The sequence below is a fragment of the Limosilactobacillus mucosae DSM 13345 genome (assembly GCF_001436025.1).
GTDB classification, from domain to species: Bacteria; Bacillota; Bacilli; order Lactobacillales; family Lactobacillaceae; genus Limosilactobacillus; species Limosilactobacillus mucosae.
This window is the reverse complement of record NZ_AZEQ01000021.1, coordinates 24349-36252: the sequence shown is the minus strand read 5'-3', so window position 1 is coordinate 36252 and position 11904 is coordinate 24349. Positions and strand designations below refer to the sequence as shown.

Annotated in this window: 1 protein-coding gene and 1 pseudogene; both read right to left on the bottom strand. The window is 48.8% G+C overall.

Annotated elements, in window-relative coordinates:
• A pseudogene (locus FC47_RS08755) lies at positions 1-191 on the bottom strand (hypothetical protein); the annotation flags it as partial.
• Positions 192-441: 250 nt separating this feature from the next.
• Positions 442-11766: a mucin-binding protein gene (locus tag FC47_RS08750; RefSeq protein WP_056968652.1), complete on the bottom strand. Its 11325-nt coding sequence runs from the start codon at positions 11764-11766 to the stop codon at positions 442-444.
• Positions 11767-11904 lie beyond the last annotated feature (138 nt).

The following is an 11904-nucleotide window of genomic DNA, read 5'->3' as shown; positions in this document are numbered from 1 at the left end:
TCCCCAGTTGAGCAGTCAATGACTTGACCATCGACCTTGCCGTTTTTCACGGTGACGACCGCTCGAAATGAGTCATCGAGAAAATTCTCTTCGTATGTATAGGAATCCCCAGTTTTCTGAAAACCAAATTCGGTCATCTGCGTGGGGATGAATTTTTGATTTTTAAATACATCGTCAATCAGTCTGGTCATCTTGTCACTCCACTCAATTTCTCGAAAAATCGATAGGTATCATTTTTATTATATAGAAAGAAATAACACGTCTTAATTTTAGCATAAAACAATACAGTTAAAGCAAAACGCCATCTCAAGCAACCATTAGCTTGGAGATAGCGTTTATCAGTCCCTAATATTAATTTTTCCGTTTCTTTAATGCAAGCCAACATTTAAAGCCTTGAAACACCATTTAATTGGCTGACCGCGATCCTACCTATGCTTTCATTTAGGAGTGCTTATCGCGACGCTTGCTACCTAAGAGACCGCCAAACAGCATACTCAGCATACCCAAAATTGCCCAGATATGACCGTGCTCTTGTTCATTGCTGCCAGTCTGAGGCAAGCGTTTATCTTTAACCTGCTTTGATTTAGCTGTCTGATCCGGCAAAATCGTTGATGCTTCTTTAATGGCATCAGCATTTCCAGTTCTGTTTGACTGATTGTGCGACTGTACGGGCTGATTTGGTAGTATCGTTTGATCCGGTGTTGTTGGCTGATCTGGAACAGCGGATTTGATGTATTCAACTTCAACCGTCAAATCATGCATATCCACTGTTACATGCAGTGATGGAATAACTTGCATCGTTGCGGTATAGCCTTCCAATACCGGCACGGCTACACTGGCCAGTTTATCGTCATCTAAAACCTGCCAGTCGTGGTACGTAATTTGTCCAGTAACCTCATCAACCACCGCGCTTCTTGTAAACTGCACCTTCTGCTTGATCGTCTTAATACGACCATCAGGAAGCTTAAAGATAATCGTCCGCGTAATTGTTTTGTTCAGATCGGCAAAGGCAACGCCGCTCGGATAGTGACGATCTGGATTGTCCGGCAGCAGCTCCTTAGTTGTCTTAGGATCATTTGGCAAAACCGTGACTGTAGCGTGTGCAACCTGAAGCACGATATCTGACGTGGTCGCCGTAAATGTAACGTTGTCAGGAACGACTTGCTCGGCGGTCAGTTTCCAGCCTGCCGGAACTTTGATCGTAATCGGTACGGTCTGATCCGTTTGACCACTGATCGAATCCATGCTGATCACCTGACCATGCTCGTCTTCATATTTGACATGAATCGTCTGTTGGCTGGCAGCATAGCTAATGACAATCGTTTCATCAGCATCGCCAGCCGTTGCTGTTTGTTCACCGATTCCACTGACTGATGGACGATAGCCAGCAGCCTTGGGAACACGATATGCCGTCATCAGCATACTGCCGACTGCCTGCCAATCGCCAAAACCGACGAATTTTTGGTCAACCAGATCATATTCACCCAGCCGTTTAAAATCAGCCTGCTGCTTAGTAATCAATGGCTGATCCTGGTGCGGCATCAAGACTCTGATCTCTCTGACAACGGATTCAGTAAGCTCGCTGACATCAACGTGATTCAATTCGGCTGCCTGCTCAGCGTCAATCGTAATCACGCGATGCTTAATGACGATTCTGACTGGCTGATCAACGCTCTCATCAAACACAACTGTATCCGGAACCTTGCCGGCAACGATTTCCCAGCCAGTTGGTACGCTGCTTTGGACCGCGACTGTTTCGCCAGTCCGGCCAACGATGGCATCGCTTCTGATCAGTTGATTGTTTTCATCAACATATTCAATCATCCGGCTGCGCGCTTCAGGCAGATAGTTAACGTCGATAATCGTGCTGTGGGCCGTCCCGCTAGGCTTGTATTCAGCAACCACGGTTTGACTTGGCACCCATCCTTTGATCGTCGGTATCTCAATCTCGGCAAAGCGATCGGTAACACCGCCGCCATCGTCTTCGGCAATCCAAGGTCCATAGCTGCGCTGATTGGTTACCTCATCTTCAAAAGCCAGTCGAATAAAGCTGACTTTTTGCTGAATCTGCCTGCTTTGACCATCCGGCAGTTTGATATTGATCGTTCGCGTAACCGTGGTATGACGATCCGGATCATTTTCATCAATTACCTGCAGAATATGGCCAATCCGCATCTGCAGCAGCTGTTCGCCGGCTTTTAGGACGACTTCATCTGGGATTGAGTTGGCACCAATTAACTTCCAGCCAGCCGGCAGCTGTGAGGTAAGCTTGATCGTCTCACCAGCCTGACCCCAGAATGGCTGGGCCGCAACGTAATTACCACTGGCATCAACATACTGAATCACAAATACGCTTTGAGCCTGACTGTAGGTAACAGTTGCCGTACTGTCAGGCGTGTTTGCATTTGGCCGTGATTGCCCAATTTGAGCTAAACTTGGCTGCCAGCCCTCAATTTCTGGTACGGTGACACTTTCAAAAACATCATCGCCATACCATTTACCATAAACAATCTTTCCAGTAACCTCATCTTCAGTTGCGCTGCGGTCAAATACTGCTTTTTGAACAATGGTTTCGATCTGTCCATTTGGGTAAGTAATCTTAATCGTTCTTGTCACTGTTCGTTCAGTATCATCGGCAATATCAGTAACATCTTTTTGCTTATGCTGAATCAAGATTACGATTGGATCCGTCTGGGCTTTGATCTGAATCATCGCTGGTACGCTTTGAGTATTGGCAAGCTGCCAGTTTTTAGGAACCGTCAGCTTGAATGCCAGCCACTCTCCCGTCTTTCCAGCCAAGGACTGTTCTGCAATCACCTGACTGGAAGCACCATTAGCGTAAACATATTGAATCAACTGCGTTTCAATTTGCGGCTCGTACTGAATTTGAACGGTACTGTCTGCAGAATCGGCAGTTGGTACAATCATTGGCACCTGGTTAAGATTAGCCAAATAGCCAGCAATCGTTGGGACGTCAAACTGGTCAAACTGTCCTTGACGCTGCCACTCGCCATAGATGAACTGGTTGGTTACCAGATCACGGGTAACGGTCCGCGTGAATTTTACGGTTTGAACTTTGGTCTGAACCTTGCCATTAGGAAAATTTAATTTAATTGAACGACTGACCGTTCGCGTTTCATCCGGCTGATCTACCAAGCCATGCTCAATCTGCACGTTTAATGGCACATTGGCTGCTTGAATGACCAATGATTCCGGCAGCTGTTGCCCCGTCAGCAATCGCCAGCCAGCGGGAAGCTTGAATCCCGGCTTGATCGTTTCGCCAACCTTGCCAGCAAAGTTTTGCGTCTTGATCAGATTGCCGTTTTGGTCCACGTAATTAACCGTCTGGAGCTGTGATTCAGGTAGATACTCAACATCCAAGACGACATTGGCAGTATCCGGCGTGACTACAAGTTGGCTTACCGTTTGCGAAGGCTGATAGCCAGCTACTTCCGGCAAGATCAGCTCATCCCATTTGGCAACCAGTGGAATCCAAGCGCTATAAGTATCGGTATCGCTGACCAGATCATGGTAGACTGCCCGTTTAAAGGCGGCCGTCTGCACGACCGTCGTTACGGCATTTTGGTTCAATGGATTCTTAAAGTTGATCGTCCGCGTAATCTGGCGCAGCTGTGGTGTTTTCTCAACCAACCGATGAACAACCAGAATGTCAATTGGCTGATTGGCAGCTATAATTCTCACGTTGGTCAGTCGCTCATCTGGACTAGCCAGCTGCCAGTCTTGCGGCAAAACCAATTCAACTGGAATCATCGCGTTTAAGTTACCGATAACCGTCTGCGTCCCGATAATGCTGCCATTTTCATCAACATAATTGATAGTCCGCTGACCGGTCTGTGCCTGATAGACTACCTTGATCGTTTGATTGGCCAGTGCATCAAGGCTGACCTGCTCAATTGCCGGCAGCTGTTGTCCCGTGGCCTCATCCGTAATGATTGCTTGATAGCCAGGAATTTCAGGAACCGACACGGCATTCCAGAATGATTTAGTATTGAGCGGCTGCCATTCCAGGCTGGTCAATGGGATGATCGGCAGACCGGTGACTGCATCAACCCAGACGCTGCGCACGAAATGAACCCGCTGTATAATCCGGGACTGCTCGCCCTGCAGATCGGTAATGATGATCGTTCGCGTGGCATAGCGATTCAGCTTGTCTGCTCCCAAATCAACCTGATAATGCTGATTTTGGGTACCGGCAATCAGCTCGCCTTTTTGCACGGGATGATCAAAGTCAACCAGAACGGCTATGTGCCGAACTCTCAATTTGATTGGCGTGTCAACCAGCTTCATGGCAATCTTGCTTGGGACGGCTTGATTTTCATCTAATCCCCAGCCATCTGGCAGCATCAGCGTTGGTTCAATCATCGTTCCCGTTTCGCCAGCAATTACCTGCGGATCACCAACCAGCTCGCCACTGTCAGCATCAACATACTCAATCGTCTGGGTCGTATAGCGGTGGTAATAGCTGATCGTCAAGCTGCCGTCAACGTCTTCTGGACCAGGTACGGCGGCTTCAATCAGCTTGAGGCTTGGCAGATAGTCCGACAGCTCTTTAGGGACGAACTCAGCAAAATGATCATTGCCGATCACCTGCCACTCACCATAGACAACGGCTTTGGTCACCGTATCTACCGTCGCGCTGCGTTTAAACTGAACGGTCTGTCTGATCAGATCGGTTTGCCCATCTGGATAGACAATCGTAATCTGGCGCGCAACGGTTCGATTGAGTTTGTTATAGCCCACGCCGCTGGGATAAAAGGCGTTTTTGGTATATGGCAGGCGATCTTGCGGCGTCTTGGGATGATCAGGCTCAACTAAAACCTGACCATGTACGATCTCAACTATAATCGGCGTCATTGCTGATCCCGTAAACGTAATCTGCTGCTGATCAGCTTGTCCGGCCGCCAAGACCCAGCCATCAGGCAATGACTGCGCAAAGTCGATCGTAAGGCGCTGATCAGTCCGTCCTCCAGCAGCCGTCTGTCCAATCACGTTATGCTGCTGATCTTGATAGACTACCAGCACTGACTGCTCATTGGCCGAATAGGTAATGTTGTACGTCAGCGTGGTATCTTCGCCATTTGGCATATAGGCGGCAATCAGATCACGACTGGCCGTATAGCCGGTGAGCTGTGGCACATTAAACTCGTCAAATACCTGATGAGCGGGATTTTGCCATTTACCATAGGCCGTCCGATTGGTAACCAGATCCTTGATTGCCGTGCGGACCAGCGTAATGGTATTCGTTCTTGTATCAAGACCCTTGTGTGGATCAAAGACGTTGATGACTCGCGTAACTACTTTTTGAGCGTCGGGATCAGTCGCGGAAACGTCCTGCAGCTGATGCTCAACTTCAAAAGGAATCACCTGATCAGACGCTGGAATCTTAATGCTGCTTGGTACCGTCACGCCCTTTGCCAGCTGCCAGTTGGCCGGTAAAGCCGCGTTGCCATTCTGACTGGTATCCAAGGTGACTTCTTGATCAACCAGTCCGGCAAGCAGCCGTTTTGAAATGACATTGCCCTGACTATCGACATATTCAATCGTCTGCACGCCGGGATTAGCCGTATAAGTCACATCAATCGTCGTCTCAGCGGCCATATTTTCATTCGGCGCGCTGTCAGCAATTTCTTTAACTGAGGCCTGATAGCCAGCGTAGGCAATCTTATCGGCTGCTACTTGACCAAACGAGTTGACGACCTGCCAGTTTTCATACGTATCCGTGCCCGTAACCTCATCATGAGTTCGCGTGGCCTGCATCTTAGCCGTCAGATCAATCGTTTCCGTTCCGCTTGGCTTGTGTAAAACGACATGGCGCGTGAAGTCCTTGAGAAACGTGTCGGTAGTCAATTGATGCTTGATTTGATAAATAATCTCGCCAGCTTTACCCATGTTGATTGAAATTCTTGTCCCCGCTTTGAGATTGGCATCGACAAACTCCCAATGCTCCGGCAGCTTCAGCGTATAGTCGGTATCTGTGTCAAGTCTGCCGATGACGGGATCGCTGCTGATCAGCTGACCAGATTTATCAACATACTGAACGATGCGCGTCGTAACCGGTTTGGCCCAGTAGGTGATGTCAATGGTTCGATTTTCAGTATCTGGCGTTGGCTGCACACTGTAGATGACGTCTTGGCTGGCATAGTAGCCCGCAATTTGTGGGACTTCCATGCCGACAAAAACGCCACCACCCTGCCAGGCACCATAGGCAATCGTATCGTCAACCAGATCCTTGACTGCCGTGCGCATAAACGTTACGGCCTGTTCGATCGTTTGACTGGTACCATCGGGGTTGTTAAATCTGATCGTGCGGGTAACCTTTTTAGTCGCCCCCGCATCCGTTTGCGAAACGTCTTGGTGCTGATGTTGAATCAGAACCTTGATTGGCGCGGCATCCGGCTTAATCGTGACGCTGCCTGGAATCGTTTCATTTGGTACCAGTTCCCAATTGGCTGGGATTGATGGCGTCACGGCCACGTCATGATCAACCAGCCCAGGAATGGATTGTTCACCAATCGGACTGCCAGCTGGATTGTTTTGGTCAACGTATTGGATCAGCTGCGTGGCTTTTTGCGCGATATAGCTGACCTCAATAGTAATGTCATCAGCCATTGCCGTTGGCGTTATTGCCGGCACCTCGGTCTGCGTAGCCTGGTAGCCGGCAATTGGATCAATCACGACCTTGGCAAAGCTGCCGTCTGCCTGCCATTGACCATACTCAATCAGATTGGTTACCAGATCCATTGTTGCGGACCGCTTAAAATTGACCGTCTGCGTTGTCGTAACTACCTGTCCATTTGGCAGCTGCACGTTTATGATTCGTTTGACGGTATCCTGAGTGGTGTTTGAATATTCGGCCGTTACGTCTTTTAACTGGTGCTGAACATAGATAATGATTGGCGTATCAGTCGGCTTGATCGTCACCGTTGCCGGCATGGCCTGTCCAGCCGCCAGTTCCCAGCCGGATGGCAAAACCGTTGGCACGTCAACGATCTGATCGGTTACCCCAGAAATGATCTGCGTCAATACGATATTGTTATATGCATCCCGATATGAGATCGTCTGCTGACCAGGATTGGCCTGGTAGCTGACTTGATAAACCGAATCATTCGTTTGGGCAGTTGGCGTAAGCTCCTCAATCAACTGGTAGTTTGGCGTATAGCCCGCGATCGAGGCCGGCGTGAACTTTTCAAAAAGCTGATCGCCAGCCTGCCACTGCCACTCGCCAAAACTGATCGCACCCGTCACCAGATCCTGGACTGCTGAGCGCTGGAACCGAGCGAACTGCTTGATTTCATTGATCTGTCCAGTTGGCGTGCTAACAGTGATCTGACGCGTGACCGTTTTGCTGGTTTGAATTCCCAGCTGTTGATCCAGTCCGGTAACGTCTTTGGTTTGATGTTCGACGATCACCTTGATTACCGGATTATAAACCTTAAACCGTACCTCGCCAGGCAAAGTCTGTCCAGATACGATCTGCCAGTTGTTGGGAGCCTGATAGCTGATCTTGGCAACTGCATCAGTCTTGCCGCTGAGATTCAAATGGTTGATTACATTGCCATCTTGGTCAACGTAGTCAATTTCTTGAATATTGCCGTCATTGGCTTGATAGTGCACGTCAATCGTTTCGTTTTTACCGTTGAGCGGATCAACTTTCTCTTCATTAACCTGTCGATCCGGGGTATAGCCGGCTACGCTTGGAATATCCACCTTGACAAAAATTCCTTGGGCCGGTACCCAGCTGCCATAGGTCACGATGCCGGTCACCAGATCCTTAATGGCGCTGCGATGAAAGACTGCTGTTTGCGTAATTGGCTGCAGCTGTCCCTGGTATGGGTCAAAAATATTGATGGTCCGCGTAAACTCTTCTTTGGCTGACGCGTCCGTGGTGGAAACATCGCTTGTTTGATGCCGCACTCGCAAGGCAATCGTTTGGCCGCTTGCCATTTTGACTGGGCTCAAGTCGTTGCCATCATCCAGTTCCCAATTGGTTGGCAGCGCGATCGTGGCTGGATTGTCGGGATGCGCAAGACCAGTATTGACTTTCAGCTGCCGGGTGGTTTGATCAAAAATCAGCTGCAGTACTTCATCGGTTTGACCATGAATCGTAACAATCGAACCAATCTGGCTGCCCGCCGCATCTTTAAAGATCACTGCCACGTCAACCGGATTGGCTTGATAGCTGACCGTAATCACGCTATCTGCCTGGGTGGCCGCTACTTGATCGACTGCTGGCAGATCGCCATCCATCGTTAATGCAATTGCCTGCTGATGATCATTCAAGGCTTGAGGCGTGTAGCCGGCAAAAACAGGCAGGGTGACCTCATTGAACGAATCCAGCCCTACTGACTGCCAAGCGGTATAATGATCCAGCTCGCCATTGGTCATGTTGATCACGGCACTGCGCGTAAAGCGAACGATCTGCTGCTGGGTAGTTGACGTATGATCGAGCGGATTGATGATGACGACCGTCTGCGTAACCTGCCGATTCAAGTCGTCATCAGCAATTGCTTTTTGCAGGTACTGGTTTTTAGTTCCTGGGATCAGCGTTCCGGCTGCCGTCGCCGTGGTAATCGTGCACAAACCGGCGATAATCTGAATCTTGATCGGCACGTCATTAGCAGCCAGCTGAACGTTTTTTGGCAGTGTCTGCCCAGGCGCCAACTGCCAGCCATCCGGCAGTGCTGGCAATTCAACCAGCTGATCGGTCTTGCCGCGTAAAAAGTAATCCGAACCGACTTGCGTATTGCCATCCATAAAACGTACGGTCTGAACGGCATCATTAGCGGTAAACGTAATCGTCTGTGTCTGATCAGCGTCGTTGACCGTGACTGTCTTGGTTGCTACTTGACTGCTGGGCGTATAGCCGGGATAAAGACTGTCGACATCGATGCCATCCCAAACCGCATTGGTCGTCTGCCAGTTTGTATAGCCAACCAGCGTCCCAACGACCTCATCGACAATCGCGCGCCGCGTAAAGCGTACGATCTGAGTAATGATTTTTTGACTGCTGGTTTTGGGATCAACAATCGTAATCGTGCGGGTAACGGCTTTGTTTAAATCATTATAACCAACGCCAGCTGGATAAAACTTAGCTGGATTGTCAGGCAATGGATCAGTAATCGTTTTGGGATCGGTCGGCTCAACATAGATACGTGCATACTCAATATTGATCGTGATGTCTTGAGCGCCGTCTGCTCCAAACTCAACCTTCTTTTGCGTGCTGCCATCAGTAATCAGCCATTCTGCTGGCGCGCTCAACTCAACGATTTTGGTTTCGCCAGTATAGCCAGTGACTTCCTGTGACTTGATGACATCACCTTGGCTGTTGACATAATTAATGTGCATCGTATGCCGAACTGGCGTAAACGTAACGGTAATATTGCTGTCTTCAGCTTCAGCATTGGGCGTTGTTTTGGCAATCGTTGTCCCCGGTTGACCATCAATCATCATCGTATAGCCAGCCTTGGTATAATCAGCTCCTTGATAATTGGTCAGATCAATCGCCGCAAAATCACCAGTATCGCCATCAACCTGCCATTCTGTATAGGTCGTGATGCCGGTTGCCTCGTCCTCTATGGCCGTTCGCTGATATTTAACAGCCTGCTCGATGGTTTTAATTGTTTGATCAGGATTAGTAATCGTAATGATGCGCTTAACGGTTTTGGTTTTATCTTTCGAGATGATATTGTGCTTGATTTTAATGATTATGTCTGGCGTCCCAGTGCCGACCAGGGTAATTTGAGTCGGGATCGTCCCACTGACAATTTCCCAGCCGGTTGGTACGACTGCGTCCACACTAACACTAACGATTTCATCAGTTTTGCCGGTAATGGTCTTGGTTTGAATTACGTTGCCGCTTTCGTCCTCAAAAATAATGTGAGTTGTCTGTGGCAGTGCAATATAGCTGACCTGATATGTATTTGAAATGCGCTGGGCTGGGGTTAGACTGCTGACGGTTGGTGCAGTCGTTAACGAATAGCCGTCCTTAGCAGCTGCCTGCTTAATTGCTGATTGAATCGTTGCGATTTCTTCTTGTTCATTTTTGTAGACTCGGCTAATTGAAATGGTCTTGGTCGTGCCATCTTCCAGCTTGACGCTGAACGCATGCCGCCGCGAAGGCTCATCTTTACCAGTCATATAGTTGAAGCTGGTCAGTTCAGAATTAAGGATGTTCAACAGATTGGCATCCGTCAGATCGGTAAAGACCAGCAGCGGGATGTCGCCACTGCGCGTTGCATAAAAATCGTTAGCCTGCAGCTTATAATTGGCCGTCTGCGGCAGCTTGACCTGATTCATCGTCAAGACGAACCCAAACGAGGCCACGTCTTCATTATCGCCCTTACTCTTCTGCAGCGTGCCCGCGTTGGCAAAAAGATACTGCGTCCGCGACTGCTTAGTCATTTTAGTCAGGTTCCAGTTTGAGATGTTCAGATTGGTAATACCAGCGTAATAGAATAAATGACTAAGCTTGGTAAGCGACTTGGTGTTCCATCCTGACAGATCCAGCGTCAGCGGCCATTCGCAAGCATTATCAAACGCCTGGGAAAACATATAGTCCATATTGGAGACTTGCTGGACGTCCCATTTTTCAATACTGTCCAAAGTACTCAGCTTCGACGTGCCATTAAACATATAGGACATATCCGTTACTTTGCCAGTGTTCCAATTGCCGAGTCCCGTGATCCGCACCAGCTCGCGATCACTGTCAAACATCCGCGCCATACTGGTAACCTGCGAAACATCCAGCCCGCCTAAATCAAACGACTTGACGCGACAAGTATACTGATTCATATAGTTATCGTCATAGCCGCTGAAAGCCGCTTTCCAGTTGCCTTTGGCGATCAGCTTGCCGTCCCCATCTGATGAAATGATCAGCTCGCTTAACTGACGGTTCTGCTTGAGCAGGTTGTGAATCACGCTGGCCGCGATCGTCACGCTCTGACCAGCCTGAATCTTGCCAGCCTGATAAAAATCGTAGTTATTAGGAACCGTAATCGTAGTCAGATCCGTACTTTTACCGATATAGGTCACGTTTCCCTTGGCATCAACCCGCCAGTCCTTGGTTAAGGCCTGATAATCGGTAGTCGAGACTGCCAGCTCATTTGCTGAAGCAATGGCCGCTGTCTTTAATTTGGCCGTATTGGCAGCTGAACTGGCTGATTTAATCTGACTGCTGCTTGAATTCAGACCATTATTTTCATTTACTGCCGAATCAGCGATAGAACCAGCGCTTTGATTGGGCACTGTTGAGTTGGACGCACCATTTTGACTGGTAGCTGTCGAGTCATTGGCTGCCGCGGCTGGGCTTTTTTGACTCGCATCAGCTGCTGAGTCGTTTCTTGTCGTGACTGCATCCAAGCTGACTGATGATTCCGGTATGCTGCTGATGCTCTTTTCAGCAAGCGTTGCGGTACTGGCTGACGCGACGCTTACGGAAGCTTGACTGCTTTCATTCGTGACGACAATATCGGCTGCCGTTTTGGCTTGAGTCACCGGGCCGGCAAGCACTGGAGCATTGCTGTTGACTGTTACATCAGTCGTATCAGCTTTGACGCTATGAGCAGCCAGACTCATCCCCATTGCTACTGCTCCGGCAGAAATCGCCACGCGTTTCAAAACTGCACAATTCAAAAAATAACGGCAAACCTGGCATGATGTAAGCCAGTTCTTGCCTGCTTTGTACATTTTGACGCGACAGCTGCGATCCGTTTCGGTCTCCTTCCCTAACCGTTGTAGTTTATTCATTGAAATTCCCCCATTTTAAGCCGCTAAATAATAAGTCGGGTCGCTGTTCAGCAAATTACCTTTATTTCGTCAACTTATCATTTATTTATCATACTAATATTTTCTTACCACGACATTATATCACTGTAAATGAAGCCG